Annotated in this window: 22 protein-coding genes, 1 pseudogene and 1 riboswitch; of the genes and pseudogenes, 7 read left to right on the top strand and 16 right to left on the bottom strand. The window is 60.0% G+C overall.

Going from position 1 to position 26,736, the window contains the following annotated elements:
• Nucleotides 1-3: 3 nt before the first annotated feature.
• The 7 genes and pseudogenes from AB5Z20_RS07520 to AB5Z20_RS07490 form a co-directional block, all read right to left on the bottom strand.
• Nucleotides 4-603 carry a tRNA (cytidine(34)-2'-O)-methyltransferase gene (locus tag AB5Z20_RS07520; protein ID WP_368156826.1) on the bottom strand — a complete coding sequence of 200 codons (600 nt, stop codon included), beginning with the start codon at nucleotides 601-603 and terminating at the stop codon, nucleotides 4-6.
• A gap of 101 nt (nucleotides 604-704) precedes the next feature.
• Nucleotides 705-1,835 (bottom strand): GTP-binding protein, encoded by a 1,131-nt coding sequence (locus AB5Z20_RS07515; RefSeq protein WP_349116615.1) that lies wholly within the window; start codon nucleotides 1,833-1,835, stop codon nucleotides 705-707.
• Nucleotides 1,836-1,921: 86 nt separating this feature from the next.
• The gene (locus tag AB5Z20_RS07510; RefSeq protein WP_022093957.1) at nucleotides 1,922-2,263 is read right to left on the bottom strand and encodes an arsenate reductase family protein; all 342 of its coding nucleotides are present in this window, start codon (nucleotides 2,261-2,263) and stop codon (nucleotides 1,922-1,924) included.
• 12 nt (nucleotides 2,264-2,275) lie between these two features.
• On the bottom strand, nucleotides 2,276-2,899 hold the full coding sequence (locus AB5Z20_RS07505; protein ID WP_368156825.1) for a flavodoxin family protein: 624 nt from the start codon (nucleotides 2,897-2,899) through the stop codon (nucleotides 2,276-2,278).
• 74 nt (nucleotides 2,900-2,973) lie between these two features.
• On the bottom strand, nucleotides 2,974-4,503 hold the full coding sequence (locus tag AB5Z20_RS07500) for a diguanylate cyclase domain-containing protein (RefSeq protein ID WP_368156824.1): 1,530 nt from the start codon (nucleotides 4,501-4,503) through the stop codon (nucleotides 2,974-2,976).
• A gap of 76 nt (nucleotides 4,504-4,579) precedes the next feature.
• Nucleotides 4,580-5,374: pseudogene (locus tag AB5Z20_RS07495) on the bottom strand (EAL domain-containing protein); the annotation flags it as partial.
• A 14-nt stretch (nucleotides 5,375-5,388) separates the two neighbouring features.
• Complete coding sequence (locus AB5Z20_RS07490) at nucleotides 5,389-7,347, bottom strand: diguanylate cyclase domain-containing protein (RefSeq protein WP_368156823.1); 1,959 nt, start codon at nucleotides 7,345-7,347, stop codon at nucleotides 5,389-5,391.
• 323 nt (nucleotides 7,348-7,670) lie between these two features.
• Here AB5Z20_RS07490 and AB5Z20_RS07485 point away from each other — a divergent pair, with 323 nt between their 5' ends.
• Nucleotides 7,671-8,540, top strand: a complete 870-nt coding sequence (locus tag AB5Z20_RS07485) for a patatin family protein (protein WP_368156822.1) — start codon at nucleotides 7,671-7,673, stop codon at nucleotides 8,538-8,540.
• Nucleotides 8,541-8,641: 101 nt separating this feature from the next.
• On the opposite strand, the gene AB5Z20_RS07480 is transcribed toward AB5Z20_RS07485, so the two are convergent.
• From AB5Z20_RS07480 to thiM, 3 genes are read right to left on the bottom strand one after another with little or no spacing between them, the layout of a single operon-like run.
• On the bottom strand, nucleotides 8,642-9,337 hold the full coding sequence (locus AB5Z20_RS07480; RefSeq protein ID WP_006234517.1) for a thiamine phosphate synthase: 696 nt from the start codon (nucleotides 9,335-9,337) through the stop codon (nucleotides 8,642-8,644).
• A complete protein-coding gene (locus tag AB5Z20_RS07475) occupies nucleotides 9,334-9,675 on the bottom strand; it encodes an MTH1187 family thiamine-binding protein (protein ID WP_368156821.1) in 342 nt (113 codons plus the stop codon). Before AB5Z20_RS07475 ends, AB5Z20_RS07480 begins: the two co-directional genes overlap by 4 nt.
• Nucleotides 9,676-9,678: 3 nt before the next feature.
• Complete coding sequence (gene thiM, locus AB5Z20_RS07470) at nucleotides 9,679-10,518, bottom strand: hydroxyethylthiazole kinase (RefSeq protein WP_368156820.1); 840 nt, start codon at nucleotides 10,516-10,518, stop codon at nucleotides 9,679-9,681.
• Nucleotides 10,519-10,569: 51 nt separating this feature from the next.
• Nucleotides 10,570-10,680, bottom strand: a riboswitch (TPP riboswitch).
• A 93-nt stretch (nucleotides 10,681-10,773) separates the two neighbouring features.
• Here thiM and AB5Z20_RS07465 point away from each other — a divergent pair.
• The 4 genes from AB5Z20_RS07465 to AB5Z20_RS07450 all read left to right on the top strand — a co-directional run bounded on the left by AB5Z20_RS07465 (nucleotide 10,774) and on the right by AB5Z20_RS07450 (nucleotide 15,335).
• Nucleotides 10,774-11,682, top strand: a complete 909-nt coding sequence (locus AB5Z20_RS07465; RefSeq protein WP_368156819.1) for an HAD-IIB family hydrolase — start codon at nucleotides 10,774-10,776, stop codon at nucleotides 11,680-11,682.
• A gap of 10 nt (nucleotides 11,683-11,692) precedes the next feature.
• Nucleotides 11,693-12,589 (top strand): LysR family transcriptional regulator, encoded by an 897-nt coding sequence (locus AB5Z20_RS07460; protein ID WP_195625263.1) that lies wholly within the window; start codon nucleotides 11,693-11,695, stop codon nucleotides 12,587-12,589.
• 155 nt (nucleotides 12,590-12,744) lie between these two features.
• Entirely contained in the window at nucleotides 12,745-13,878 is a 1,134-nt protein-coding gene (locus AB5Z20_RS07455) for a 5-methyltetrahydropteroyltriglutamate--homocysteine S-methyltransferase (protein ID WP_368156818.1), read from the top strand.
• A 122-nt stretch (nucleotides 13,879-14,000) separates the two neighbouring features.
• Nucleotides 14,001-15,335, top strand: coding sequence for a uracil-xanthine permease family protein (locus tag AB5Z20_RS07450; RefSeq protein ID WP_368156817.1), 1,335 nt, complete (start codon nucleotides 14,001-14,003; stop codon nucleotides 15,333-15,335).
• A gap of 61 nt (nucleotides 15,336-15,396) precedes the next feature.
• On the opposite strand, the gene AB5Z20_RS07445 is transcribed toward AB5Z20_RS07450, so the two are convergent.
• The 4 genes from AB5Z20_RS07445 to AB5Z20_RS07430 form a co-directional block, all read right to left on the bottom strand.
• Nucleotides 15,397-16,062: an alpha/beta hydrolase gene (locus AB5Z20_RS07445; RefSeq protein ID WP_368156816.1), complete on the bottom strand. Its 666-nt coding sequence runs from the start codon at nucleotides 16,060-16,062 to the stop codon at nucleotides 15,397-15,399.
• Nucleotides 16,063-16,269: 207 nt separating this feature from the next.
• The gene (locus AB5Z20_RS07440; RefSeq protein WP_368156815.1) at nucleotides 16,270-17,982 is read right to left on the bottom strand and encodes a hypothetical protein; all 1,713 of its coding nucleotides are present in this window, start codon (nucleotides 17,980-17,982) and stop codon (nucleotides 16,270-16,272) included.
• A gap of 271 nt (nucleotides 17,983-18,253) precedes the next feature.
• On the bottom strand, nucleotides 18,254-20,053 hold the full coding sequence (locus AB5Z20_RS07435) for an LPXTG cell wall anchor domain-containing protein (RefSeq protein WP_368156814.1): 1,800 nt from the start codon (nucleotides 20,051-20,053) through the stop codon (nucleotides 18,254-18,256).
• A gap of 207 nt (nucleotides 20,054-20,260) precedes the next feature.
• Nucleotides 20,261-21,571, bottom strand: a complete 1,311-nt coding sequence (locus tag AB5Z20_RS07430; RefSeq protein ID WP_368156813.1) for an NCS2 family permease — start codon at nucleotides 21,569-21,571, stop codon at nucleotides 20,261-20,263.
• A 193-nt stretch (nucleotides 21,572-21,764) separates the two neighbouring features.
• Here AB5Z20_RS07430 and AB5Z20_RS07425 point away from each other — a divergent pair, with 193 nt between their 5' ends.
• On the top strand, nucleotides 21,765-22,184 hold the full coding sequence (locus tag AB5Z20_RS07425) for a peptide deformylase (protein WP_138375320.1): 420 nt from the start codon (nucleotides 21,765-21,767) through the stop codon (nucleotides 22,182-22,184).
• Nucleotides 22,185-22,316: 132 nt separating this feature from the next.
• Nucleotides 22,317-23,282: a choloylglycine hydrolase gene (gene bsh, locus AB5Z20_RS07420; protein WP_368156812.1), complete on the top strand. Its 966-nt coding sequence runs from the start codon at nucleotides 22,317-22,319 to the stop codon at nucleotides 23,280-23,282.
• Nucleotides 23,283-23,361: 79 nt separating this feature from the next.
• Here bsh and AB5Z20_RS07415 read toward each other — a convergent pair whose 3' ends face one another.
• The gene (locus AB5Z20_RS07415; protein ID WP_368156811.1) at nucleotides 23,362-25,611 is read right to left on the bottom strand and encodes a KUP/HAK/KT family potassium transporter; all 2,250 of its coding nucleotides are present in this window, start codon (nucleotides 25,609-25,611) and stop codon (nucleotides 23,362-23,364) included.
• Between the two features lie 139 nt (nucleotides 25,612-25,750).
• On the bottom strand, nucleotides 25,751-26,662 hold the full coding sequence (locus tag AB5Z20_RS07410) for a DMT family transporter (protein WP_368156810.1): 912 nt from the start codon (nucleotides 26,660-26,662) through the stop codon (nucleotides 25,751-25,753).
• Nucleotides 26,663-26,736 lie beyond the last annotated feature (74 nt).

The following is a 26,736-nucleotide window of genomic DNA, read 5'->3' as shown; positions in this document are numbered from 1 at the left end:
TTGTCACATTCCCGGAAAGCCTGTTTGGCGTAGGGCCTCGTAGAGGACGATGGCGGCGCTGTTGGAGAGGTTGAGTGCGCTGATGCGGTAGTCGTCCGGGTTGACGAAGTTGCCGCAGATATCCTGTTGAAGGATGGCCTCGTGGCTGTCCTCGGTATGCCCCAGCGATTCCTCGTGAGCTTCCCAAGCCTCGGCGTTATCGAGTGAGTCGCAATCGCGCAGCATCGGGATGCGCTCGCAACGCTCGGGCGCCGCGGCAAGCAGTGGCTCGGGAATGCCCGAGCTCTCGCTGCCAAAGACCAAGTAGTCGCCATCGCGGTAGGTACTCTGCGCATAGGTGCGGCGTGCCTTTTTGGTCAGCAGATGCAGGCGTTCGTCGGCAGGGGAGAGACCATTGCGTGCAAGGAAATCCTCCCAGCCGGCATAGGTGGTCACGTCCAAGTTTTGCCAGTAGCCCAGGCCGGCGCGACGTACTGTCTTGTCGTCGAGCGAAAAGCCCAGTGGCTCCACCAGATGTAGACGGGCGCCGGTAACCACGCAGGTGCGGCCGATATTGCCCGTATTGGCCGGGATTTCGGGCGCATACAGCACAATGTTGAACATGAATCTCCTTGGCTCAGTACGAAAAACCACCACGAAGGGGACAGGCACCTTCGTGGTGGTTTGGCGGTTACGTAGGCAGACAAATGCCCGCTTGGATAAACCTAGGCGCGGTGCCAGTCGGTCAGGCAGGCATCGAGGGAGGCGATGAGCGCATCCTTGTCCATGTGACGGCCGATGATGCACAGGCTCGTCATGCGGTCGCCCGTCTCGTCGTCCCAAATCTGCATGATCTCGGGGTTCTCGTCGATGATCTTCTGCTTCTCGCCCTCGGGCGCCGAGTCAACGAACAGACCGTTCTCCATCAGGCGCATCTGGTGGCCGGCCTGCTCAAACATGTAGCACATGTCCGGATCGCCGGTCTGCCACAGCGGGCCCTTGACGCGAATGACCTCGTCGGGCCACTCCTGCTCAACAAAATCGGTGAACTTCTGCAGGTCAAACGGCTTGCGGCGCGAGTACACAAAGGTCTCGATGTCGTACTCGAGCACCTCGGGGTCGTCGTGCTCCTCGGGATGCTCCATGGCCTCGATCCAGGCGGCGGAGTTGTAGGCGCGCATAAAGTCGAAGCGGTCGGTGTCGAGCAGTTCCTCCATAGGAACCTCTCCGTTTTGAGCCTCGACAATCACGGCGTCCTTCTGCAGGCTGCGCACGATAGCCTTGAGCTCGGCGATCTGCTCGGGGCTCACGGTATCGGTCTTGTTGAGGACCAGCGTGGAGCAGAACTCGATCTGCTGGATGAGCAGGCTCTCGATGTCGTCCTCGTCGATATCCTCGGCCAGCAGGTCGCGACCGCCGTTGAACTCGTCGTACATGCGAGCGCAGTCAACCACGGCCACGATGTTGTCGAGCGCGAGCTTGGGCTCGCCGCCCACCTTGGCCTCGTCGCAGAAGCTCGAGATGGTGTAGGCGATGGGGATAGGTTCGCAAATGCCCGAGGCCTCGATGATGATGTAATCGAAGTTGCCCGAATCGGCGATGCCCTGCAGCTGGTTGGCCAGGTCATCCGAAAGCGTGCAGCAGATGCAGCCGTTGGTGAGCGGGATGAGGTCGTCGGTCTCGGAAAGGCCGCCGTCGGCGATAAGGCTGGCGTCGACGTTGATCTCGCCGATGTCGTTGACGATCACGGCGGCGCGGATGCCGCCGTCGTTGGCGAGGATGTGGTTGAGCAGCGTGGTCTTGCCGGCACCGAGGTATCCGGTAAGCATGATGATCTTCACGGGTTTGTTGGGCATGTGCCCTCCTTTGTTAGACATGGCTTACAGTTGAATCTTATGCCAAACGCCTGCTCTTATACCCACGCGCCGGCAAATAACACAAGCTACTCCCAGGCTCCCCATACATCGGGGCAATAACCGACGGTGGCCTTTTTGCCGTTGCGCACGATGGGCTCGGCTAGAACCTGCTGATTCTCGAGCAGCTTGTCGAAGCGCTGACTAGGGGTGAGGTGCTGGATGAGTGCGAGCGTCTCCTCGTCCTTGGCTTTGGGGTTGAGCAGCTTGTCGATACCGCCGACCGCCTGCATCACGCTCGTGAGCTCGCCCTTGCTCATCTCCTTTTCCTTAAGGTCGATAAACTGCACCTTAATGCGGCGCTCCTTAAAATAGCGCTGGGCCTTCTTGGTGTCGAAGGACTTCTTAGTCCCGAAGATTTGAATATTCATGGCCCCGCCGCTCTATCGAATGAAGTTGGTCGTTGCGCGATCTGCCTCGGGTGCGTTGATACCGGCAGCCTGTCCTGCCTCGATACAGCGCAGGAGCCAGGCCATGTTTTTGCCGATGTTTCGCATAGTGGCAAGGCCCTCGGCGTCCCCATCGGCGTCGCCGGGCACGCGGCCAAACACGTTGTTCCAGTAGGTGGAAGCAACCACGGGCATTTGCTTAATGGTGAAGTACTTGTTGAGCACATCGAAGGTGGTCGACGTGCCGCCGCGACGGGCGACGGCGACTGCGGCGCCGGGTTTGTGCTCAAAGGCATGTCCGCCTGCATAGAAGGCGCGATCGAGGGCCGAAAGGATGCGTCCGCTGGGATGCGCATAGTAGACGGGCGAGCCAAAGACAAAGCCATCTGCCTGCTCGGCGGCAGCGATGAGCTCGTTCACCACGTCGTCGTCAAAGGTGCAGCGACCACCAAGCTTGCCGCACTGGCCGCAACCGATGCAATCGCGAATGGGCTTGGCGCCGAGTTGAAACACCTCGGTATCAATGCCCTCGGTATTGAGCTGCTCGGCGACTTCGTCGAGTGCGCGGGCGGTGTTGCCATTTGCCTTGGGACTGCCATTGACCAAAAGTACCTTCATCACAAACTCCCTCTGCTTTTGGTGACTTCTGCAGAGGATTATCGCACGATGGGGGAGGCGGCGCGGGCGCGGTGCTAATCCAGTTTGGTACCTGGCACCTGCACGGCTTTCCCGAGCAACGCTTTGAGCTCGTTCAAAATGGAAACGGGCTGTCGATCGACAGCGTCCAGATGAAGCGTGGCCACACGAATGGGTGGCTGATATTCAAGCGAGCCGATGAGCACAGGAGAACCCAGGAACCGCTCGATTTCGTCTGCGAGCTCGTCGATTGCCTCGGGGCCGAGCTCATCGAAAAGCGCCACGAACGTTGGCCCCGTCGAGCGGAACAGGCGGCCCTTGCCGCGCGAACAATCCATGAGGCAGGCGGCGCTTTCGGCGAGCACACGGTCGCCTGCATCGAATCCAAAGCGGGCATTGACCTCGGCGATATCGTCGACCTTAATGGCAATAAAGCCTGCCTCGCGCGCCACGCGACGCATTTCGCCAATGGCGTTGACCAGGGCGTGAATATCGCCCAGGCCGGTTACGGAATCGGTCGTATCTGCCAAGCTTCGGTTGATGATAATGCCCACGTACATGTTAGGCTCGGTATCGGTGCCGTCCAAGCGGTAGCCCGTGCAGTCGCAAAGCGCGTATGCTCCGGTGGCATCCATTACGCGATACTGCATGTAGTGGAAGTGCCATGTGCCGTGTATCACCATATCGAGCTCGGCTCGTACGTTGTCGCGGTCCTCGGGATGAACGCGGGCAAGCCACATATCGACCGAGTTAAAAGGGTGCTGGGAAGGCAGGTCAAAATCGCGCACGGCGTTGACCGACCATTGCGATTCTCCAGTATCGAGGTTAAGGATGAACGGATAGCGCGTCTCGGAGCTCATGGAGATCGCTTGGAATACGCGGTCGTTGCAGGGAAGCTGATCGACGATTGGGCGTTGCGGGGCGTCATCGTCTTTCGGTTGCTGCACACGATGCATAAGCTTATAGCGATACATCTTGCGATCGGCATCCATCGTCATCTGGCGACGCGTGTCGCCAGCAAGTGGATCGACGCGCGAGCAGCCAAAGCTAAAGCTGGCGATCATGGGTGCCTTGCCACCTGAGCTCGCCTCGACCAGCCCGGCGCGTATCTGCTCCAAGCGCTGCTCGAGTTCAGTCTCGTTTGCGGAGAGGGAGATAAGCACAAACTCGTCTCCACCGATACGGAACAGCATCTCATCGTGCTCCATGGTTTCGGAGAGCGTGCGGCAGATGCTCAGAATATAGCGATTGCCTTCGGCGTGGCCAAACCTATCATTGCAATGCTTGAGATGGTCGATGTCAATATAGGCGCAGGTGAAGGGGCCGCCTTTGCGCCAGAGTTGCTCGACGTGACGGTCGAGTCCGCTGCGGTTGCCCAAGTTGGTGAGCGGGTCGATATAGGCGTTGCTCTCAAGCAGCCGGCGCTCTTGTTGCAGGATGGCATGCGTCTTTTTCAACTGCTCGCCAATGCCGCGCAACTCTACGGGCAGGGCGGCAACGTCAAGCTCGGCGGTCGAGACGCCATTCGCAAGTCGCTGGAGATAGGCAATAATCGATTGCTCGCCCAGGCGATATGGCTCGTTCATGATGAATAACCTCCTTGGGCGGAACAATGGTTTGTATCATATCCCCAATTCGGTTTGAATTGGGGATATAAGTTAGCTAATGGAGACAAATGCCCCCTTCGGCGGTGGCGTTTTGCTCGCGAGCGTACCAGTTGTTATTGCCACCATCGAGCAATGCCTCAAAATCCTTCGCCGGCATGGGGCGGTAGTAGAGGAAGCCCTGAGCGTAGCGGGCGCCCATGTGGCGTAGCATGCTCGCCTGCTCATTTGTCTCGACGCCTTCGACCACGACGGGCAGATGGAGCGACTGCGCCATTTCGAGCATCGATGAAATGATCCGCGTGCTGCGGCCTTGATCGCGGTCGGTGGGCACAAAGGTGCGGTCGAGCTTGATGACGTCGACGTTGACGTTCTTGAGCATCGCGAGCGTGGACTGGCCGGTGCCAAAATCGTCCATATAGGTCGAGAAGCCGCGGGTGTGCAGGTCAGCCGTCAGCTTGTCCACGGCCTCGGACTCTCCCGTATAAGCCGTCTCGGTGATCTCGATACGCATGAGCTCGGGCGGTAGGTTGTATTGGGCGGCAAGCGCCCCCATATGTTCGGCAACGTCGCAGGCAAGGATATCCACGCGTGACACATTAAGCGAAACCGGAACCACGCGAAGTCCTCGATTGATGCGTTCGCGCAGCCACGAGGCGACACCCTGCCAAATGTACTTGTCGAGCGTCACCACAAAGCCGCTTTCCTCGAGTGCGGGGATAAACGTTGCGGGCGAAATGAGAGAACCGTCCTTGTCAATCCAGCGCGTGAGTGCCTCGGCGCCAATGATCTCGCCGGTTTCCATGTCGACCTGGGGCTGCAGGTAGTACGTGATGCGGCCGTTTGAGAGCGCATACTGGAACTCGGTTAGCGTGTGGTGGAACGCAACCTCATGCTCATATTCCTCGGGGCGGAAACGGCAATGCGCTCCTTAAAGTCGTTTTTGGCGCGTCGATTGGTAAACATGGCCTTGGCCTGCGCGTCGATAGTGATTTCCTCATTGGAGTCGATGGGGTAAACGCCCATGGACGGCCAGAAGCCTACGCCATCATCATGTCTGGCTACGGCCTCGCGAACGCGGTTGTGGATTTGATGGACGGTGATGTGCTTAAAAGGGATGAGTACGCAAAAGTCATCTTGGCCCCAGTACCCTGCGACGCCCATATCGGCATTCTCGATGTCCTTGAGGACCGTGCCCACATCGGCGAGTACGCGGTCGCCCTCGGCCTGGCCGTGCCATTCATTAAACAGGCGCATGTGGCCCATGTCGACCGCGGCGATGCACCAGGTGCCGTCGCGCCTTGCCTCGAGAAATGCGTTGGCGCGCCGCATAAACTCGCTGGGTCGATAGAGGCCCGTGAGCATATCGATGCGTTCGGCGATTGCGCTTTTGCGTTCGACCTCGGGTATAGGGAGGCTGTCGTTGGGGACAAGCCCGCCAGCTGTGCGAAGGCGACGATCGAGTTCGCCCAAAACAGTCGATGCTTGGGAGTCCAGGCGTTCGTAAAAGGTTGGGACGACAAGACAGACGGGAGCAATGGTGTCGCCTGCGATTTGCACAGGAGCGAAAACGGCCTCTTTAAGGTGGCGGGTCAGTTGCTCGAATGCCTCGTGGTCCAAATCGTTGCTGAGCACGACAAACTGGACGCTTCGTGAACGGTAGACCCGGCTCCTGCCGCGGGTGATCGACAGCATGCGGCCCGCGTATTCGGCAAGCATGTTGTCGACAGCCTCGGCCCCGTAGAGCTCGTTGAGCTTTGTCGTGCCACGAACGCGCACCGCTATAAGCCCTGTCTTGCAACGGTCGAGGCGGCAGGTATCGATGGCATTGACCAGCATGCGCTGCGTTCCGAGGCCTGTGGCGGCGTCGACGGTTTCGGCAAGTGAGTGGTTGACGAGCTCGCCGACATAGAGCGAGGGGACATTTCCGTCGCCGTCGATACGAAACCCGCGAGCACGGCAAAGGACGTAGTCGCCGACGGCGTTGCGCACACGATACTGCATGACGCGACGGTGCTTGGTACCGTTGTAGACTTGGTCGATGTCGTTGACGAAGGCCTCAAGGTCGTCGGGATGGACGCGCGTTTTCCAGTAATCGCGACAGTTGTCTATGTGCTCTGAGGGAAGGCCAAGATCGCGCAAGGCACCTTGTGACCAAAGGGTGCGATGTTTGTCCAAGTTCTCGATAAAGAAATAGCGGCCCTCGTTGAGCATCGAAAAGGCGTCGAAAATACGATCGCTTATTTCGAAGTCATCGGCGTGGACTTGCGTGATATTGCGTCGATCGAGGTGCACGGCATGACGTAGCTTGTAGTCGTACATACGATGGTCGGCATCGAGCGTCATGCGATTGGGGGCTTCGCCCAGGGCGGGGTCGGCATGTGACACTCCGTAGCTAAACGAGTGGGGCATCTCGGAATCGTTGTTTTTGAGCAGGATCGTTCGGCAGTGTTCCAGACGTTCGGCGAGGTCGTCCTCGGTCGCAATCGTAGATAGGATGGCAAACTCGTCGCCTCCCAGACGAAATGCCGCCTCGTCTACCTTCATATACAGCTTGAGATAAAGGCTTACCTGCAAGATATAGCGGTTGCCCTCGTCATGGCCAAAGACGTCGTTGCAGTGCTTGAGATTGTCGATATCGATGAACGCCATGGTAACGGGGGTGTCCTGCTCCCAGAGCTCCTCGAGGGAGCGGGCAAAGCCGCCGCGGTTGCCAAGTCCGGTAAGCTGGTCGGTAAAGGCGGTCCTAATCAGATCATCCTGACGCTCGAGAAGGTCGCGAACGGTCTTTTCCAGCGTTTCGGTGTAATTGCTGACAGTATCCATGTCGTAAGCGGCTTTCTGAGGTCGGGCGAATTGCGTCGGGCGAGCTCGTTGTGCACACGCGTTGTTGTTCGGCGCTTTGCGTGTATCCAAGCCCCTGCCTCGCTGCGTTGTTGGGTTAATTTACCGGCTAATGTTCGCTGTTGATAACTGCTGAGTAGTATAAACAACAGTGCAGAATTATATATGGGTGCACATGCTGTGGGCGGCTATTATTCGACAAACGGTAGCGCGACGATGCGATGTCCGATAAAAATGCGACTGAGACGATATATGTTGACGGGTATACTTGTCCCGTTTTAAGACGTAGGAACGGAGATGGTCGCATGGCACAGCCGGATACGACGCGCACGGTGGGGCTCGCGCTCGAGGGAGGCGGCTACCGCGGTATGTATACGGCGGGCGTGCTCGACGTATGGATGGAGCACGGCTTAACTTGCGACCATATGGTGGGTGTCTCGGCGGGCGCGGCGTTTGGCTACAACTTTAAATCGCGCCAGATCGGCCGCGCCATTCGCTACAACAAGGCCTATTGTGCCGACAAGCGCTATGCAAGCGTGACCAGCTGGCTGCGAACCGGCGATATGTTCAATGCCGATTTTGCCTATCACGAGGTGCCCATCGAGCGCGATCCCATCGACCTGGAGACATATCGCGCCTGCCCCATGCGGTTTACGTGCGTGTGTACCGATATCGAGACGGGCAAGGCCGTCTACCACGACCTGCCCTATGGCGACGAGAGGGATATCGAGTGGATCCGGGCATCGTCGGCGATTCCCGTGGCGACGCGTCCCGTTGCCATTGAGGGCCGTAAGTACCTGGATGGTGGCGTGGCCGATTCTATTCCCAGCGCATGGCTGTTTGCACAGGGGTATGACCGCAATATCGTGGTACTCACGCAGCCGGCGGGCTTTGTGAAGCAGCCCAACAGCGTGATGCCCATGCTGCGGCGCGTGTTCCGTCACTACCCGGAGTTTGTCGCAGCGCTTGAGCATCGGCATGAGGTCTACAATGCCACGCTCGATGACCTGGCACGTCGCGAGGCTGCCGGCGAAATCTTTGTGGTGCGGCCGAGCGAATCGGTGAAGGTGCCGTCGCTGTGCCGCGAACCGGATGAGCTCGAGCGCATCTACCAGGTCGGTCGCCGCGATGCGGAGGCGACTTTGCCGGCGTTGGAGGCCTACCTAGCGGGGTAGGGGTTGCATACGGAAAGCGCATCCCGGAATGGAGGTCCAAACTGGGATGCGCTTTCCGCTATTGAAGATATGAGGCTGCGGAGCAACTGCTCGGCCTAGGCTTATGCCTGCTGCCAGGTGTCGACAAGCTCCTTGGCGGCGGCGTAGGGGTCGTCGGCACTGCAGACGGCGCTAACCACAAAAAAGCCATCGACGCCGGTGGCCTTGAGCTGCGGCAGGTCGGCCGTCTTAACGCCGCCGCCCACCACGATGGGCACGGGGCTTGCCGCGTGGAGTGCGGCCAGGTCCTCAAAGCTTTTGGTGATGATGGAGCCGTCGGCCGCGCGTCCGCAATCGCGCTTGGTCTCGGTCTCGTGGAGCGGGCCGATGCCCAGGTAGTCGACCAGACTCATGTCGGCGGTCTTGACGTACTCGAGCATCTCCTCGCAACGGGCCGAAAGGCCCACGATGGCGTCGGGGCCCAAAAGTTTGCGGCAGACCTCGACGGGAATATCGCTCTGGCCTACATGCACGCCATCGACAGCAATACCCTGCTCACGCGCGGCAAGCACACAGTCCAGACGGTCGTCGATCAACAGGGCGACCTGACCGGTCTTGCCGGCCTGTGCGATTGCCTGCGCGGCGTCGCCGGTCAGCGCGATGATCTCGCGGGCGCTTGCCACCTTGGAGCGCACCTGGATGCAGGTAAAGCCGGCGTCGAGCGCCTGGGCCACCACATCGCCCACGGGGCGCCCGAGCGTGTTTTCGGGGCCGAGTACCAGATAGGCCGAGATATCAAGGTTGTCGCGGATGCTCATCGTGCTTCCTCCTGCTTCTTGATCTGTGCTTCCATGCGCTCGAGCTTGCCGGTCATGGTGTCGGTAAATCCGGGTCGAATATCGGCCTTGAGCACGACTTCGGTGCGGATGCCCTTGCTCGCCAACACAAAGGTTGCGTCGCGCACGACCTGCATGACCTCGTCCCAGTCGCCCTCGATCTCGGTGAACATCGAGGTGGTGCGGTTGGGAAGGCCGCTCTTGCGGATAACACGCACGACCTCGGCGACCTCGGCGGACAGTTCATCGCCGGTGCCACACGGGGCGATGGCCACGGCGACGAGTGTGTTCATGCCGGTATTGGTTGCAGGCTCGGACATGGCCTATGCCTCCTCGAGCTCGAGCTGGTTGTTGGCGATGTCTTGGGCGGTCGCGCGGTAGAGCTCGTCGATAAAGGCGACCTTAAAGCTTGCCGGGGCATCGGCGACAACGGCGGCACGCGTGCCGGCAACGTTGTAGACCGCGGTACCGCAGACGGCTGCCGTAAACGGGTCGGTGGCACAGGCGTACACGGCCAGCACGCCGCCTTGCGAGCAGCCGCAGCCGGTGATCTTGGACATGAGCGGGCTGCCGCCGTGGGACTTGGCCACGGTCGTGCCGTCGGTGATCAGGTCGACTTCGCCCGAGACGACCACGGCGCCGCCGGTGTAGCGGGCGAGCGCCACGGCAGCATCGCGGGCGGCGTCGACCGTATCGGTGGTGTCGACGCCGCGTACACGGCTCAGGTCGGCGGCCTCGCCCTCAAGACCCCACAGGCCGGCGAGTGCGATGATCTCGGAGGCGTTGCCGCGTACGATGGCGGGCTTGTACTGCTTGAGCTCGTTTACCAGCTGGGTGCGCAGGCTACCGATGCCCAGACCCACCGGATCGAGTACCCAGGGCTTGCCGGCGTCATGTGCCGCCTTGGCCGCGCGGGGAATCGTCTGCTCGTAGATGGGGAAGAGCGTGCCCATGTTGAGATAGATGGCGCCGCCGCCGGCAACGAGCGCCTCGCCCTCGTCGGGCAGATAGACCATGGCGGCCGAACCGCCCACGGCGAGCTGCGCATTGGCGACAAAGTCGATCGTCACCGTGTTGGTGATGGAGCCGGCCATCGGATTGGTAGCGCGAATCTCCTCCACGGCCTTGACCATATGTTGCTTAAGCTGTTCCGAATCAATCACTGCACATGCCTCCTTGGCATAGAAAAGGGGCGCTGTGCATAGACAGCGCCCCTGTAAAGGCGGCATGCTCCCTACGCCAGCATTAACTGACAGGTTCAAAGGATTGGGCCCCATGCCCTCTCAGCCTTGTGGTTTGCACCGCCGGCACTCCCGCATCGAATCTGTTGTTCCCTATACTAACGCACCTGCCAAAAAGGGACAGGTTTATTTTGGCAGGTCGTTACAATAGGTAGGACCGATACGAATGGGGGCCTTATGATTAAACTTGTGCTGACCGATATGGACGATACGCTGATTCCAGCCGGGCATGACGGCGCCAGCGACTACGCCATCGAGGGCATTCATGCCATGCAGGCGGCGGGTCTGCACTTTGGCCCGGTTTCGGGTCGCCAGCCGTCCGCGATGGGCTGGATGTTCAAAAATCGTTCCGAGTGCTTCTCGACCGGTGCGTTCTGTAACGGCCAGGTGATGTTTGTCGACGGCGAGGTTGTTGCCTCCCGTGCGAGCGACAACGGTGCCCTCATGCGCCTTGCCGACTATCTTGAGCAAGAGACCGACGATACCTATCTGAAGGTCTATAGCCTGGGCGATGACTTTTGGGGCAACGATGCCTATTGCGTGACGAGTGATCCCGAGCGCGTTCGTCGCGCCATGGAGTCGGGCGGCAACGCATGGCTCAAAGGCGAAGAGGCCCCGTGCCGTCCTGTTGTCGATGACGCGCCGGTGTTCAAGGCGAATATCTGGAGCGCCCGCTCGCGCGAAGAGCTTGCCGAGCTGCGTGAGCGCGTTGCCGCCGAGGTGCCGGAACTCTCGCTTGTGTTTCCCAACAACCGAGTGCGCCTGTTCGACATCCTTCCGGCTGGTTGGGACAAGGGCTGCGCTGCGCTGGAGCTGGCGCGCGCTTTGGACCTGACGCCCGACGAGGTGGCCGTATTCGGTGATTCCGATAACGACCTGCCCATGATCGATGCCGTTCCCAACTCCGTTGCAGTCGCCAATGCCAACGAGGCCGTCACGGCTGCCGCGCGCTGGCATATCGGCGCTGCGGCAGACGATGCGGTCGCCGGGGCTCTGCATCAGATTGCCGCCTGCGCCGCGACGGGGGAGATGCCGCCGTTTATGCGCCAGATGGATGCGACGGGTTTCGACGTCACGAACGTCTAGGGAGAAAGCCATGAAGCTTCAGCAGCTCAGGTATGTCGTCAAAGTTGCCGAATGCGGCAGCATCACCGAGGCCTCGCGCCGGCTCTTTGTGTCGCAGCCTTCGATTACCGCATCGATCCGCGATCTCGAAAACGAGATGGGTGTGCGCATCTTTGAGCGCACTAACAAGGGTGTCGTTGTATCCGAGGAAGGCGAGACCTTCTTGGGCTACGCGCGACAGGTGCTTGACCAGGCCGATCTGCTCGAAGGTAAGTACAAGGGCGCATCCGAGCAGGTGCCGCACTTTAGTGTGAGCTGTCAGCATTATTCCTTTGCCGTCAACGCGTTTGTCGATGTGATCCGTGAGTTCGATGCCGCGCGCTACGACTTTACCCTGCGCGAGGAGCAGACTCACGAGATTATCGAGGACGTCGCGCATATGAAAAGCGAACTCGGCATCCTGTACCTGTCCGAGCACAATCGCGAGGTCATCGAGCGCATGCTGGCGGCCAACGAGCTCGTGTTCGAAGGACTCTTCTGCGCCACACCGCACGTTTTTGTGTGTGCAGACCATCCGCTGGCGGGCCGCTCCAGCGTGACGCTCGAGGACCTGGAGGACTATCCCTTCCTGTCCTACGAGCAGGGCAGCTACAACTCGTTTTACTATTCCGAGGAACTGACCTCGACGTTTGAGCGCCGCAAGAATATCCGCGTGCGCGACCGTGCGACGTTGTTCAACCTGGCCATGGGCCTCAACGGCTACACGGTGTGCTCGGGCGTGATTAGCCACGAACTCAACGGCCCCGGCATTATCTCGATTCCGCTCGATGTGGATGAGTACATGGAGATCGGCATCATCACGCGCAAGAACACGACGCTCACGCGCTACGGTCGGGCCTATATCGACGCGATTCGTCAGCATATCTAGGGTGCTGTGCTCCGCACGGTTCAAGTCTCTTTATGGCAGTCCAGACTGATATAGGAAACATCTATATCAAACTGTTATAAACATATATTTTACGATGGCCACATGAGCGCTCATACTCTGTCTCGGTAAAGCAACCAATGCAAAGGGAGATATCTATGAGCACTTTGATTCAACCGAACGCGCCGTTTCGCGCCGATATCGTCGGCAGTTTTCTTCGTCCACGGGCTGTTAAGGATGCACGTGCCGCCTATGCCGCGGGCACACTCGACGCCGCCGGCCTTAAGGCCGTCGAGGACGATGCCATTCGCGATTTGGTGGACAAGCAGAAGGCCGCCGGCCTGCAGGTTATCACCGATGGCGAGTTTCGCCGCAGCTACTGGCACCTCGATTTTATGTGGGGACTCAGCGGTATTGAGCGTCGTACCTCGCGCACGGGCTATATGTTCCACGATGAGGAGACTACCGCCGACACCGCCGTGGTGACCGGTCCCATTAGCGGCGAGAACCATCCGTTCGTCGAGCACTTTAAGTTTGTCAAGGCGCTCGAGGGGGAGGGCCACGTTGCACGCCAGACCATCCCGGCGCCTATCCAGACGTTCTCTGAGGTCACGCTCGATCGCTGCGATGGCCAGCAGGAGAGTCTGCGCGCCGTCTACAAGACCGATGAGGAACTTGCCGACGCCATTGCAGCCGCTTATCGCACGGTGATTGCCGACCTGTACGCAGCAGGCTGCCGCAACATCCAGTTTGATGACTGCACCTGGGGCATCTACTGCGATACCGATTTCGTGGCAAAGACCGGCATGAGCCCGGTCGACCTGCAGAAGGTAAGCGAGCTGGGCGTGGCGCTCAACAACGCCGCCATCGAGGGCAAGCCCGACGACCTGGTCATTAACACGCACGTGTGCCGTGGTAACTACCACTCTACCTATGCCTTCGAGGGCGGCTATGACCCCATCGCGCCGTACCTGTTCGCAAACGAGGATGTCGACGCATTTTACCTGGAGTTCGATACGCCGCGCGCCGGCGGTTTTGAGCCGCTCAAGTACGTTGCCCCGGGCAAGAAGGTCGTGCTGGGCTTGGTAACCACCAAGGCGGCAGAGCTCGAGAACGAGGATGTTATCGTCGAGCGCATCCGTGAAGCCGCAAAGTACGTGCCGCTCGAGAACCTGTATCTGTCGCCTCAGTGCGGCTTTGCCAGCTGCGAGATTGGCAACAAGCTGACCGAGGATGAGCAATGGGCAAAGATCGCGCTGGTCAAGCGCATTGCCGAGCGCGTTTGGAAATAGCGCTAGTGTTTGCAGGTGGCGGCGCGTGCGAGGCATAGTGTATCGCGTACAATGGTTCGGATCGTATCGTTCGGGCAGGTTATCCGATATGCCTGATCGCCCTTCCATTCGAAAGGACATCCATGTCCCAGTCCTCGACGCCCGCCGTCAGCGATGCCATCTACGACGCATCGTCGCTCGGCCGCCCGCGCATGTTCCTGCTCGGCCTACAGCACCTGTTTGCCATGTTTGGCGCCACCGTGCTGGTGCCCGTGCTCACCGGCCTCTCGGTATCGGCAACGCTTTTGTTTGCCGGCTTGGGCACGCTGCTGTTCCACTTCCTGTCGCGCGGTAAGGTGCCGGCATTTTTGGGCTCATCGTTTGCCTTTATTGCCGGTTATGCCGCAATCGCGCCCAACGGCGAGACCGAGCTTTTGCCCTACGCCTGCCTGGGCGTAGCTTGTGCCGGTCTGCTCTATCCGGTGCTGGCGGCGCTCTTCCGCGCGTTTGGCGCCAAGCGTGTCATGCGTTTCTTTCCGCCGGTGGTGACTGGCCCCATCGTCATTTCCATCGGCTTGATTCTGGCAAGTTCCGCTATTGCTAACTGCCAGACCAACTGGCTTGTGGCTGTCATTGGCGTTGCCGTTATCGTCATCTGCAACATTTGGGGCCGCGGCATGGTCAAGATCGTGCCGATTTTGCTGGGCGTTGTGGTGAGCTATGCCGTTGCGGCTGCGCTGGGCGAGGTTGATTTCTCGGGCGTTGCCGCCGCTCCGTGGGTCGGTCTGCCCATCGTGTGGGACAACACCGTGTTTGCACTCTTTGGGCCGCAGTTCGATAGCGGTCTTGCCACGACGGCCATCATCACCATCATGCCGCTGGCCTTCGCGACCATGATCGAGCATATCGGCGATATCTCTGCTATCGGTTCGACTTGCGAGCGCAACTACATTGCCGATCCCGGTCTGCATCGCACGCTGCTCGGCGACGGCCTTGCCACGATTCTGGCTTCGCTCTTTGGCGCTCCGGCCAACACTACGTATGGTGAGAACACCGGCGTGCTCGCCCTGACGCGCGTGTTCGACCCGCACGTAATTCGAATTGCCGCGTGTTGCGCCATCGTGCTTTCGTTCTGCCCCAAGTTCGCGGCTGTCATTGCGGCCATGCCGGCGTGTGTGATCGGCGGTGTGTCGCTCGTGCTCTACGGCATGATCAGCGCTGTGGGCGTCCGCAACCTCATCGAGAACCAGGTCGATTTCCAGAACAACCGCAACGTGCTGGTTGCCGCGCTGGTGCTCGTGCTTTCGCTCGGCATCGCGTACAGCACCGCCGGCGCCATCGTGTTGGAGCTGGGCGGCGTGACCATTTCGCTGTCCGGCATTGCCGTGGGCTCACTGGTGGGCATTGTGCTCAACGCCATCCTGCCGGGTAACGACTTTGAGTTTGATGTCTCCGAGCTTGAGGAGGCTGCTGAGTAGCAGCTGCGTTCAGCTAAAACAAGATATGGTGCCCATGCGTATATGCGTGTGGGCACCATTTTTAATGTGTCAGTATCCAGTGGATGCCGCGGGCCATGCGTAAGTCGGTTTGGGCAAAGTGATTGCCGGGGTTGAGCTCCAGCGTTGTTGGAATGCCGCGCTCGACGAGCAACGCTTCCATCGCGCGTGTGTCGTCGAGTACATGCCGCATCATGCGGTTGGGCGTCTTGGTTTCCTTTTTGCCGAGTGACAGGTAGACGGCTTGCGGGCTGCCGGCAAAAGGGGCCGTGCTGGCACGGTCGACAAAGTCGGGAAACCATAGCGACCCCGATGCGCTCGCGGCGCGGTCAAAGGCGTCGGTTTGCCAGAGGGACCAGAGTGCGAAGAGGCCCGCGAGCGAGTAACCGGCAATGCCGCGCCAGGTGGGCGGCTGAGGAAGCGACGACTCGACCTGGGGGATTATCTGATTCAGCAGCTCATCAAGAAAACCGGCAGCTTGGCCGCCAAAAGGTTCGGCATCGCGTACGGTTCCGTCGCATGCCCAGGGGCTCAGCTCGCGATTCCAATCGAGCCCGCCAATGGCGACGAGGGTGAATGGCGGACAGTCGAGCTCTCGGCAGCGGTCATAGACCTCGCCGCCGTCGCCCATTACCACGGGGAGGTAAATGACAGGTGCGCTTTCCGTATGATTCGAATAAACGGTTATCTGCTTTTGATGCGCTTCCATGACGGGCTTCTCTCAGTGTTGTGATATCGGCAGCCCCAATTGTCGCACGCCAGCGTATGCCGGTTGGGCTAGACCAAAGACAATCTCGTGCATCCCCTGCGGACGCATATGGAAAACGCCACCGCCGGAGGGGAGCTCGGCGGTGGCGTTGTTAAACGGTGCTGGGGCTCGGGGCCTTCGCGGGAGCTGCCATGTGCGCAGAGGCGTCTAAGAACGCTTACGGCTCGCCATGGTGCCTGCGGCGATAGCGGCTGTTCCCGCAAGGACGGTTGCCACGATGGCCGCACCCGAGGTGTCGCCGGTTGCCGCGAGCACGCCGGTAGTCTTGGCTTTCGTGGTTGAAGCCGCAACGGCCTTGGTCGGCTTTGAGCCCTCAGGCTTGGGGTTCTGCTTGGACTCCGCGGGCTTGCTTTCTGCGGGCTTGGTCTCGTCGGGCTTGGGGTCTTCCGGCTTGGCTACCTCGGGAGGTGCGATGGTCGTACTTTTGGCGACTGCTTTGATATAGAGGGAGTCGACCGTGGCGTCGCCCGTGCCGATGGCTTGGCCTGCCTCGTAGATGCCGTCACGGAGCTTGCGATAGTCAATGACCTTGCCGCCTTCGGGCGTCTGGATGGCGGCGTTCTCAATCTTGATGGTGCCGATTGTCTTGCCGTCAGCGCTCATGGCACGGGCAAAGATTGCCGCTGTATCTCCTTCGGCCGTTACCTTGCTGCGGATGATCGAGATGACTGCGGGTGTGACGCCCTCGCTGGTCTGGGCGATGATGCCGATGTTCTCGCCTTGGGGTTCGCGCCTCGTCTCGCCATCTTGGTTTTCGCTGTAGGGGATGGGGCCGTCGCCGTTCTCGACATAGCGGGCTATGGCCTTGACAACGGAGTCGCTGATGTAGATGTGGCCGCCCTTCTCGTTGGGCCGATCGTTTCTGGTGGAGAATGCAGCCGAAACCTCGCCTTCCGCAAACGCGTCCACGGTGGAGCCGTTCTTGACGACGATGTCGTCCTGGTAGGTGAAGAGGGCGTTGGCGCCACCGTATCTGCCTTTACTTGCACGGACCGTCACGTTTGCATGATCGAGGGTGATGCCCTTGTGGGCATAGACGCCATATTCAACACCGTTTACGTTGAGGGAGGCGTTTGTGGCTGCGAGGCTGCCCTTGGCCTCGACGGCAGCGTCTTTCTCGGAGCTTGCCTCGACCGTCCCGCCACCCTTGATGGTGAGGTTCTTGTCGGCTCCAATACCCTTGTCCTTGGTAGCCCTGGCGGTGACGGTTCCGCTGTCGTCAATCGTGATATTGCCGTTTGCCCTGATGCCATCCGATGCACCCGTGGCGTTGACGTTGCCCGAACCTTTGATAGCGAGATCACCTCCGGCATTGATGGCATCAAGCCCAGTGCTCGTGGCGTTGACGGATCCGGCTCCGTCGATGTTGATATTACCCGTGGAGAGGATAGCGTCCTCAGTAGATGTCATGCTGAGCGTGCCGCCCTCGTCGCCTTGGATATTGAGCTCGGCATTCTCGTTAGTGCCATGAGAAACGTTGATGCTTTCAATCCATTCGGCAGTGACGATGTTGGTTCCCGAGTAATTCACGTTGAGCTTGCCTGCGGCCTGGATCTCGCCGCCGTTATAGTTGTTGAGCTTCAAGTCGTCGGCGCCGTCCCACGACCAGGTACCGGCCTCGTCGCTCGCCGCGGTGTTGTACTTGTTGCCGCCGACCTTGACCCATTCCGCTGCGAGCGAGACGCTCGGCATGAGCAGCGAGCTCACCGTGAGCGCGCACACGGCGCCCGCGACGATGCGGCGCGTCACGCGGCGCCAGCTGCCGTGCGCGAGTCCTATGCGACGGCGAACGTCGGGTTCGGCAACATGGGTTCCGGCGGTAGTGTCATTGCGTTTGGGGGTCGTGAACAAGGCTGCCATGGTTGCTCCCGTTCTCATAGGGCCTATACGACTAGATTCAGCGTATCTGCTGGATGTTGCCGGCGGTAGTGCCGTTTGGAGGGCAAAATGGCCAAAATGGGGGAGAAATAGGCCGCACGCCGGCGCAGGGACCGGCGCTAAAAGAAAAGCGCGGGGCCGCATGGCGACTCCGCGCTTTATTGTTCAGCTTTTGCAGCCTTGCCCTTACGCTACGAAGAAGTAGACGAGGAAGGCAAGGGCCGCGATCCACCCGTCCCGTGCGAAAAAGTGTTTACGAGCGCTTGCGGCTCACCACGGCGCCCGCGGCGATGGCGGCTGTTCCTGCAAGGGCGGCTGCCACGATGGCTGCGTTCGAGGCGTCGCCGGTTGCCGCGAGCTTGCCGGTGGTCTTGGCTCCCGTGGCTGCAACTGCAACGGTCTTGGTCGTCTTCGTGCCCTCGGACTTGGAACCCTCGGACTTGGAACCCTCGGGCTTGGTCTCGCCGGGCTTCTCCTCGGGTTTGATCTCCTCGGGAGGCATGATGACCGTGCTCTTGGCGACAGCTTCGTTATAGGGGGAGTCGATCGTGGTGTCGCCCGTGCCGATGGTTTGACCTGCCTCGTAGGAGATGCTGGGGCCGTACTCTTCCTCGTTGTAATAGTTAATGATCTTGCCGCCTGCGGGCGTCTGGATGGGAGCGCCTTCGATCTCGATGGTGCCGATCGCCTTGCCGTCCTCGCTTATGGCAAGAGCGAAGATTGCCGCCGTGTCTCCCTCGGCCGTGAGCTTGCTGCGGACGATCGAGATACTCGCGGGCGTGATGCCCTCGTAGGTCTGGGCGAAGATACCGATGTTCAGACCCCTAGGCTCAGGGATGACTGCGCCGCTTTGGTCGTTGCTGTAGTGATCGGGGCCATCGCCACCGGTCTCGACATAGCGGGCTATAGCCTTAACAACGGAGTCGCTGATGTAGATGTGGCCGCCAGCGACGTTTGGCTGGTGGTTTCTGGTAGAGATTGCAACCGAGAATTTGCCTTCCGCGAACGCGTCCACGATGGAACCATTCTTGATGACGATGTCGTCCCCGTCAGTGATGAGGGCGATGGCCTGGCCGCCGCTCGCGCTTGTACGGACCGTCACGGTCGCGTGATCGAGCGTAACGCCCTTGTGGGCATAGACACCATATTCAACACCGCTTGCGTCAAGGGAGGCGTTCGTGACCGCGAGACTGCCCTCAGTGTCGACGGCAAGATCTCCCTCGGAGTTCGCCTTGACCTGGCTGCCGCCCGAGATGTTGATGCCGTCTTTAGCCCAAATCGCTGCTTCTTCTATAGAGCTTGCTTCTACCTTGCCACCGCCTTTGATGATGAGGTCACTGCCCGCGGAGATGCCGTAACTTTCGTTTCCTTTAGCGATCACTGTGCCAGAGGAATCGATGGTGGTCTTGCCCTTGGATTGGATACCTTCGGTACCGCCCGTTGCATTCACGGTGCCCGAGCCCGTGATAGAGAGGTCGCCCTTTGCCTCAATTCCGTCGGCAGTAGTACTTGTGGTGTTCACGGTGCCTGGGCCAGAAATGGAGAGGTCGCCTGTGGATTTAATTGCATCGGTCTCGGCTGTCACATTGAGCTCATCCGTGCTATTCGAGCTCGTTATGTTCAACTCTGCTTTCTGGCTAGTGCCATCCTGCGCTTTGATGGCGGCTCCGGTGTAATCGGGCTCGGTTTTCACGGTGTTCTTGCCCTCATAGGCAATGTTGAGCTTGCCCGCAGCCTGGATTGCACCGCCGTTATAGCCGTTGAGCTTCATGTCATCGGCGCCATCCCAGCTCCAGGTGCCGGCCTCGTCACCCGCCGCGGTGCCAGCGCCATACCGGCTGCCGCCGACGTCCACCCACTCGGCCGCGAGCGAGACGCTCGGCATGAGCAGCGAGCTCACCGTAAGCGCGCATACGGCGCCTACAACGATGCGGCGTGTCACGCGGCGCCAGCTGCCGTGTGCGAGCAGCGTGCGACGGCGCACGTCGGGCTCGACAAAATGGGCTCCAGAGGTTTTGTCATTGCGCTTGGGGGTCGTGAACAAGGCGGCCATGGTTACTCCCATCCTCATAGGGCCTATGCGATTACGCCCAGCATATCTGCAGGATGTAGCCGGCGGTAGTGCCGTTTGGAGGGCAAAATGTCCAAAACTCGGGAAGCAATACATCGCGCGTCCGTGCGTCGCCTGGCTTTAAAAGAAAAGCGCGGAGCCGCTCGATGCGACTCCGCGCTTTGGTGTTCTGCTTTGGCAGCTTTGCCGCTACGCTACAAAGAAGTAGACGAGGAAGGCGAGGGCTGCGATCCACATGAGCGGCTTGATCTTGGAGGCCTCGCCCTTAAAGAGCGCGACGATCACGTAGGCGATAAAGCCCAGACCGATGCCGGCAGAGATGGAGTAGGTGAAGGGCACGCCGGCGACAATCATGAACGCCGGGAAACCCTGCGACACGTCGGACCAGTCGATCTCGGAGGCCTCGCTCATCATGAGGTAGCCGACGTAGACCAGGGCACCGCAGGTGGCGGCGCTGGAAACGATGGTGACGATGGGGGAGAAGAACGCGGCGAGAATGAACAGCACACCGGTGGTGACGGAGGTGAGGCCCGTGCGGCCGCCGTCGGCAGCGCCAGAGGTGGACTCGACGAAGGTGGTGATGGAGGAGACGCCCATGAAACCGCCCACAGCGGCGGCGGCGGAGTCGACGATCAGGATCTCCTTGATATCCTCGACGTTGCCGTCGTCGGTGAGGAACTCGCCCTGCTTGGCCACGGCCATCGCGGTGCCCATGGTGTCGAAGAAGTCACTCATGAGCAGCGAGAACGAGATGACGAGGAGCGTGGGGTCGGTAAGGACCTTGACGATGGCGGGCACGCCGCCGGCGTCGGCGATGGGGCCACCGATGCTCGAGAAGTCGAGCGGGGCGATGAGGCCCTCGGGGGCGTGGGTGACGCCCAGCGGGATACCGGCGATAACGGCGACGATGATGCCGATGAGCAGCGAGCCCGGCACGTTGCGGGAAGCGAGGGCAACCGTCACGACGATGGAGATGATGCCGACGATAAAGGTGGGGGAGGCGATGTCGCCCAGACCGACGAGCGTACCGGCGCCAGCGGTGATGATGCCGGCGTCGCACAGGCCGATCATGGCGATAAACAGGCCCAGGCCCACCGAGATGGCGTGACGCAGGACCACGGGGATGGCGTCCATGATGGCCTCGCGCAGGCCACAAAGTACGAGCAGCAAGATGACGATACCCTCGAGGAAGATGACGCTCATGGCCACGTGCCAGTCACCGCCGCAGACGGTGGTGGTGATTCCGGCGATCATCGCGTTGACGCCTAAGCCCGACGCGCAGGCGAGCGGGCGGTTGGCGAAGATGCCCATGCAGATGGTCATGATGCCGGCGCCCAGGCAGGTGGCGCAGGCGAGCGCTCCCGCATCGATGCCAGCGCCCGAGAGCACCGCGGGGTTGACGGCGATGATGTAGGCCATCGCCAGGAATGTTGTCAGTCCAGCGCGGAGTTCGGTCCCGATTGTGGACTTGCGCTCACTGACGTGAAAAAGTTCGTCCATGCATACCCTTTCCTTGTTCGGCCCCGAGTTTAGGCCGATTGACACGAACTCAACTACTATAGCCCCTTTACGACGTTGTTGTTCCTCGCATGTTGATGTTCGGCGCTTTGCGGCAGACGGACGGTATTTTTCGCATGAAAAAGTGTGGGTACCGTATACTTAAGCGGTTACAACGACCCCTATGGAGGAACGTATGATTAAAGAGCTTTGCCACGACGAGGCTATCCTGTCCCAGCGTTGCGAGGTTGCGACCGTCGAGGACGAGTCGGTCGCACAGGACCTGATCGATACCATCAAGTCGCTCGACGATGCCGGCTGCCTTGCCGCTAACCAGATTGGCGTTACCAAGAAGGTTTGCGTCTACCTGGACGATGCCGGCGAGCCCCACGTGCTCTACAACCCCCGTCTGGTGTTTGGCCTGGGCGCCAGCAAGATGGAGGAGAGCTGCCTGACGCACGAGGAGGTCACCAAGTCCACGCGCTATATCAAGTGCAAGGTCGCTTATGACGTGATCGTCGACGGCAAGATGCGCGAGCGCAAGCAGGACTTCGTCGGCTTTGAGGCGCAGATGGTTCAACACATGATTGATCACTGTCTCGGTAAACTCGTCTAGGACGATTTGATCGGGGATTGAACCGGTGCTTTGGTCCGGACATGACATTGTTGTCATGTCCGGGCTTTTGTGTTTAGCGCCTTTTTGTTTGGAGACAATGAACTTAGCAGGAACGTAAAGCTAGGAGGCGCTATGTGTACGAGTATTCGATTTACCGATAATTCTGGCCACATGTATCTGGGCCGCAACCTCGACTGGAGCTTTGACTACGGCCAACAGGTTCGCGTGATGCCGCGCGGGTTTCAGATTCCGTATTCGTTTATCGACGACGCGACAGCGGCACACGCGGTGATCGGTATGTGCATCGATTACAAGAACTACCCTATGTTCTTCGATTGCGGCAACGATGCGGGCCTCGCCGTGGCGGGCCTCAATTTCCCGGGTTATGCCGAGTATGCCGAGGGGCCGGTTGATGGAAAGACCAATATCGCGGCCTATGAGTTTCCCCTGTGGGTGGCAGCGACGTTCTCGACGGTCGATGAGGTCGAGGCCGCGCTGCGCGACACGGTGATTGTTGCCAAATCTGCCGGAGAGGGGCTGGGCGTGTCGCTGCTCCATTGGATTATCGGCGACAGCCAGCGCAGCATCGTGGTCGAGATGATGGCTGATGGCCTGCATGTATACGACGATCCGGTCGACACCCTTGCCAACCAGCCGACCTTCCCGTGGCACATGGAAAACCTCCGCACCTATATCACCGCCACAAGCGATTTTCCGCAGACGGCGACATGGCGTGGCGCCGAGCTCAAGCCCTATGGCGCGGGTGCCGGCATGCGCGGCATTCCGGGCGATTGCTATTCGCCGAGCCGTTTTGTAAAGGCGGCGTACCTCAATGCCAATTACCCGCAAAAGGAGAGCGAGACCGAAAACGTCGTTCGCATGTTCCGCTCTCTCGAGGGCGTGGTGATGATTGAGGGAGCGTCCAGGATGGGCGATGGCAAGTTCGAGAAGACTATCTACACCGGATGCTTTAGCGCGCGCACGGGCAATTATTACTACGCGATGTATGGGGATCCGTCGATTCGCTACGTGAGCCTGATGGATGCCGAGGGCGCAAGCCCCGATAGGCTCGTGGTTCCCGAGCCGCGTCGTTCGTAGCCGTTAGCTTTACTGCAATGCAAAGCGGCCCTGCGTCTCTCGTGAGGTGCAGGGCCGCTGTCGTTGATTTATGACGTCGCTAGAAGTTGGCGTCGTTGAGCTGGGTGCTCTCGAGTCCGTCGAGTTGCTGTTGCTCGGGCGTATCGGCGACGCTCTCGAGCAGCTCGGTGGGATCGACGTTCATGCTCTTGCCGGCCTCGTTGCCGTTGACCAGGTCGTCCGAGAAGATGTCGACTTCCATTTCCTCGGCCTCTTCGATCTGAACCTCGAGCGGCACCTGGGTGCGCACGAGCTTAACGGCCGGGCGCATGCGGGCAAACAGCGGCACGTACTCGATGATGATGGCCGAGTTCTCGAGACCGTACCAACGTGCCGGGCTTCCGCAGGCGCGGCGGACGGCGTACTTGATGGCCATGACGCGATGGTCGTTGCGGTTGATGTCCGTTTCGGGGGCAAGCATCTTGCGCAGCATGCAAAAACGGAAGTCGCCCACGTTGCCGCGTGTCTCGTAGATGGAGTAGGTGTGATGCTGCGGCGGCAACTCACCCGATGCCATCAGGTCGCCAACGATCTGGCGTAGGTAGGCGTTGATGCGCTGATTGACCTTAAAGCCCAGGTCCAAGCGCACGCGGAACAGGAAGTCTGTGCCAAAGGTCTCAACGGAATACTCGTGCGTATAGGGCTCGTCGGTAACGTGCACGTTGATGAACCAGTATGCCTTGGCGCGCTTGGGATGTTTGTCCAGGATGGAATAGAGCACGTCGCGGTCAAGCGTGAGCGGATCGGGGCTGTTGGTGAGGAATACCAGATTGTCGGCAAGCACGGGGTAGGTCTCGTCGTTGCGCAGGCGGTTGAGCTGATCGATGTACTTGGAGACAGGCAGCAGGATCGTCTGCGTGCGCTCGATGGCGGTGCCGCGACGCCACACATACATAAGGCCAAACAGCAGTGCGGCCAGGAAGATCATGACGTAGCCGCCGTCAAAGAACATGGTGAGGCACGAAGCGAAGAAGCACAGCTCAATGGCGCCGAAGAGCGGGGCGAAGACGCAGGCGCCCAGCTTGTGCTTGAGAATGCCGGCGATATAGCTCGTCAATAGCGTCGTGGTCATGAGCATGGTCACGGTAATGGCGAGGCCATAGGCGCTCTCCATGCGCTCGGAGTTTTGGAACAGCAGCACGATGAAGATGCAGCCGACCCACATGATGTTGTTGACGAGCGGAATATAGAGCTGGCCCTTGGTGTCGCTGGGGTAGTGGATACGCAGATGCGGCATAAGGTTGAGGCGCGTTGCCTCGGATACCAGTGAGAACGAGCCGGTGATGAGCGCCTGCGAGGCGATGATGGCCGCCACGGCCGAAAGCACGATGGCAAAGGGGCGCAGGGGCTCGGGGAGCATCATGTAGAACGGGTTGACGATATCCATCGCGAGCATCTGGGGATTGGAATTGTTGGCAAGCAGCCAAGCGCCCTGACCCAGATAGTTAAGGATGAGGGCCGCCTTTACGAACGGCCAGGATGCGTAAATGTTAGCCTTGCCCACGTGACCCATGTCCGAATAGAGCGCCTCGGCGCCGGTCGTCGACAGGAAGACGAAGCCGAGCACCATGATGCCCGAGTGGTTGATGGGCGAGAACAGGAACATGATGCCGCGGATGGGGTTGAGCGCGCGTAGGATGGACAGGTTGCCGAGCATGTTGAACAGGCCGGCGCCCGCCAGGAACAGGAACCATAGTGTCATGAGCGGGCCGAACAGCTTGCCGATCGACGAGGTACCGGCGCGCTGCATGGCAAATAGGCCGCAGATAATGATGATGGTAATAATGATGACGTTGGTTTGCCCGTCACCCAATAGCGCGTGGCCCCACTCGATAGTGCGCAGGCCCTCAATGGCCGTGGTAACCGTGACGGCGGGGGTGAGGATGCCGTCGGCGAGCAGCGCCGCGCCGCCGATCATGGCGGGCAGAATCAGCCACGGCGCCACCTTACGCACGAGACTGAACAGGGCGAAGATGCCGCCCTCGTTATGGTTGTCGGCCTTCATGGCGATTACAACGTACTTGACCGTGGTCACGAGTGTCATGGTCCAGATGACGAGCGAAAGCGCGCCCAGAATCATGTCCTCGCTGACGGTGCCGATGCCGCCGTTGTTGGCGACGATTGATTTCATGGTGTACATGGGGCTTGTGCCGATGTCACCGTAGACGACGCCGAGCGTTACGAGCAGCATGCCAGCGGAGAGGGGAATGGCTCCATGCCCGCCTTGACTACGCTGGTCTTGGAGGCTTGCCTCCAGCTTGTTGTGTGCCACGTGGACTCCCTTGGACATCTGGCCTCTGCCACGAGCAGTAGACCTTTATGCCATCTTTATACATATAAGAGCAGTTTGGCACATCGGGGTGTTTTAGACAATAATCCCCATCTGGGGATTATTCATATACGCAGGTAGTATTTCAGAGCAGGGGCTATTAAGCACGTGCTGTCTGGGCGATGCCAGCCTTGGTGTTTGCGCGTTTGCCGGCGAGTTCGCAAAAAATCGCGCCGCCGATGATAAGCGCGGCGCCCATCAGGCGGACCGGTGTTATGGTTTCGCCCAAAAGGACGGCCGAGAACACGACGGCCGAAAGCGGCTCAAGGTAGCCGACGACGGCGACGGTCTGCACGGGCAGTTTGGCGACGGCGCTAAAGTAGAGCAGGCAACCGAGTCCGGTGTTGACGACGCCGAGCATGACGACGGCGCGCCAATCAATACTGGCGGCGACGCCGGCGGACAGGAATGAGGGGGCGCCCTGCGTGAGGAGCGTAAGGACCAGCGCGGTCAAAAAGGCGGCGCTCACCTGGAGCGCGGAGTTCTCGAGGCCCTCGATGTGCGGCGCACCCTTGCTGGCGATGACCATCAATGCATAGCAGAAGGCCGAGGCGATGCCGCACACGATGCCCGCGATGGGCATATTGCCGCCGAGGCCTTGGGCCGCGATGAGGAAGGCGCCGCAGGCGACGGCGATAAACCCGGCGATTTTGCCGCCGGTCAGCTTTTCGCCAAAGATGAGCGGGGAGAGCGCCATGACAATGATGGGGCCGCAGTAGTACAGCAGCGAGGATACGCCGACGCCGATCGTCTGGTAGGCGCGGAACAGAAAAATCCAGCTGGCGCCCAGCGCGGCTCCCGAGAGGAGGAGGGCTGCGGCTTCGCGGGGGCGAGATGGCGCCTGCAACTTATGGCGTTGGGTGATGGCGAGGATGGTTACAAGCGAGAGGGCTCCCAAAAACGTGCGCAGCAGCACGATATCGGAGCTCGGCAGCGCGATGGCAGCGGCGATGATGCCGTTGGAGCCAAACAATAGCAATGCTGCTAAGTACGTAAACAGTCCGTTGTTCATGCGCTTCCGTCCCATCTATATCCGAGCATGTTCACTATGGGTGAACTGGCTTTAGAAGAAAAGCGAATATAATG

It is taken from the genome of Collinsella aerofaciens, assembly GCF_040910245.1.
In the GTDB taxonomy this organism is placed as follows: domain Bacteria; phylum Actinomycetota; class Coriobacteriia; order Coriobacteriales; family Coriobacteriaceae; genus Collinsella.
The sequence above is the reverse complement of the archived record's forward strand: the minus strand, read 5'-3'. Positions and strand labels throughout refer to the sequence as shown.

Excerpts from the sequence above, each read along its gene's own strand:
- AB5Z20_RS07520 (WP_368156826.1), bottom strand. The coding sequence starts at position 603 with ATGTTCAACATTGTGCTGTATGCGCCCGAAATCCCGGCCAATACGGGC.
- AB5Z20_RS07515 (WP_349116615.1), bottom strand. The coding sequence starts at position 1,835 with ATGCCCAACAAACCCGTGAAGATCATCATGCTTACCGGATACCTCGGT.
- AB5Z20_RS07510 (WP_022093957.1), bottom strand. The coding sequence starts at position 2,263 with ATGAATATTCAAATCTTCGGGACTAAGAAGTCCTTCGACACCAAGAAG.
- AB5Z20_RS07505 (WP_368156825.1), bottom strand. The coding sequence starts at position 2,899 with ATGAAGGTACTTTTGGTCAATGGCAGTCCCAAGGCAAATGGCAACACC.
- AB5Z20_RS07500 (WP_368156824.1), bottom strand. The coding sequence starts at position 4,503 with ATGAACGAGCCATATCGCCTGGGCGAGCAATCGATTATTGCCTATCTC.
- AB5Z20_RS07490 (WP_368156823.1), bottom strand. The coding sequence starts at position 7,347 with ATGGATACTGTCAGCAATTACACCGAAACGCTGGAAAAGACCGTTCGC.
- AB5Z20_RS07485 (WP_368156822.1), top strand. The coding sequence starts at position 7,671 with ATGGCACAGCCGGATACGACGCGCACGGTGGGGCTCGCGCTCGAGGGA.
- AB5Z20_RS07480 (WP_006234517.1), bottom strand. The coding sequence starts at position 9,337 with ATGAGCATCCGCGACAACCTTGATATCTCGGCCTATCTGGTACTCGGC.
- AB5Z20_RS07475 (WP_368156821.1), bottom strand. The coding sequence starts at position 9,675 with ATGTCCGAGCCTGCAACCAATACCGGCATGAACACACTCGTCGCCGTG.
- AB5Z20_RS07465 (WP_368156819.1), top strand. The coding sequence starts at position 10,774 with ATGATTAAACTTGTGCTGACCGATATGGACGATACGCTGATTCCAGCC.
- AB5Z20_RS07460 (WP_195625263.1), top strand. The coding sequence starts at position 11,693 with ATGAAGCTTCAGCAGCTCAGGTATGTCGTCAAAGTTGCCGAATGCGGC.
- AB5Z20_RS07455 (WP_368156818.1), top strand. The coding sequence starts at position 12,745 with ATGAGCACTTTGATTCAACCGAACGCGCCGTTTCGCGCCGATATCGTC.
- AB5Z20_RS07450 (WP_368156817.1), top strand. The coding sequence starts at position 14,001 with ATGTCCCAGTCCTCGACGCCCGCCGTCAGCGATGCCATCTACGACGCA.
- AB5Z20_RS07445 (WP_368156816.1), bottom strand. The coding sequence starts at position 16,062 with ATGGAAGCGCATCAAAAGCAGATAACCGTTTATTCGAATCATACGGAA.
- AB5Z20_RS07440 (WP_368156815.1), bottom strand. The coding sequence starts at position 17,982 with ATGGCAGCCTTGTTCACGACCCCCAAACGCAATGACACTACCGCCGGA.
- AB5Z20_RS07435 (WP_368156814.1), bottom strand. The coding sequence starts at position 20,053 with ATGGCCGCCTTGTTCACGACCCCCAAGCGCAATGACAAAACCTCTGGA.
- AB5Z20_RS07430 (WP_368156813.1), bottom strand. The coding sequence starts at position 21,571 with ATGGACGAACTTTTTCACGTCAGTGAGCGCAAGTCCACAATCGGGACC.
- AB5Z20_RS07425 (WP_138375320.1), top strand. The coding sequence starts at position 21,765 with ATGATTAAAGAGCTTTGCCACGACGAGGCTATCCTGTCCCAGCGTTGC.
- bsh (WP_368156812.1), top strand. The coding sequence starts at position 22,317 with ATGTGTACGAGTATTCGATTTACCGATAATTCTGGCCACATGTATCTG.
- AB5Z20_RS07415 (WP_368156811.1), bottom strand. The coding sequence starts at position 25,611 with ATGTCCAAGGGAGTCCACGTGGCACACAACAAGCTGGAGGCAAGCCTC.
- AB5Z20_RS07410 (WP_368156810.1), bottom strand. The coding sequence starts at position 26,662 with ATGAACAACGGACTGTTTACGTACTTAGCAGCATTGCTATTGTTTGGC.